Source organism: Microseira wollei NIES-4236 (genome assembly GCF_020521235.1).
Taxonomy (GTDB): domain Bacteria; phylum Cyanobacteriota; class Cyanobacteriia; order Cyanobacteriales; family Aerosakkonemataceae; genus Microseira; species Microseira wollei.
In genome coordinates, this window is sequence record NZ_BLAY01000509.1 from 1 (window position 1) to 651 (window position 651).

Genomic DNA, 651 nt, shown 5'->3' on the forward strand with positions numbered 1-651 from the left:
CGTAGAATAAATTTTGGTTTATACCAAAGGTTGGAAAATGCCGTGTCAATACAACTTGTATAAATGCCCAGGGGGCACGGCGTAGAATAAATTTTGGTTTATACCAAAGGTTTTAAAATGCCGTGTCCCTACAACTTGCATAAATGCCCAGGGGCACGGCGTAGAATAAATTTTGGTTTATACCAAAGGTTTTAAAATGCCGTGCCCCTACAACTTGTATAAATGCCCAGGGGCACGGCGTAGAATAAATTTTGGTTTATACCAAAGGTTTTAAAATGCCGTGTCAATACAACTTGTATAAATGCCCAGGGGCACGGCGTAGAATAAATTTTGGTTTATACCAAAGGTTGGAAAATGCCGTGTCCCTACAACTTGTATAAATGCCCAGGGGCACGGCGTAGAATAAATTTTGGTTTATACCAAAGGTTGGAAAATGCCATGTCCCTACAACTTGCATAAATGCCCAGGGGCACGGCGTAGAATAAATTTTGGTTTATACCAAAGGTTGGAAAATGCCATGTCCCTACAACTTGTATAAATGCCCAGGGGCACGGCGTAGAATAAATTTTGGTTTATACCAAAGGTTGGAAAATGCCGTGTCCCTACAACTTGTATAAATGCCCAGGGGCACGGCGTAGAATAAATTTTGGT

The 651-nt window shown here is 41.3% G+C and carries 1 protein-coding gene; it reads right to left on the reverse strand.

From position 1 onward, the window contains the following. Positions 1–444: 444 nt before the first annotated feature. Positions 445–651 (reverse strand): hypothetical protein (locus MiSe_RS49585; RefSeq protein WP_226594975.1); only part of this gene is annotated, 207 nt, incomplete at its 5' end.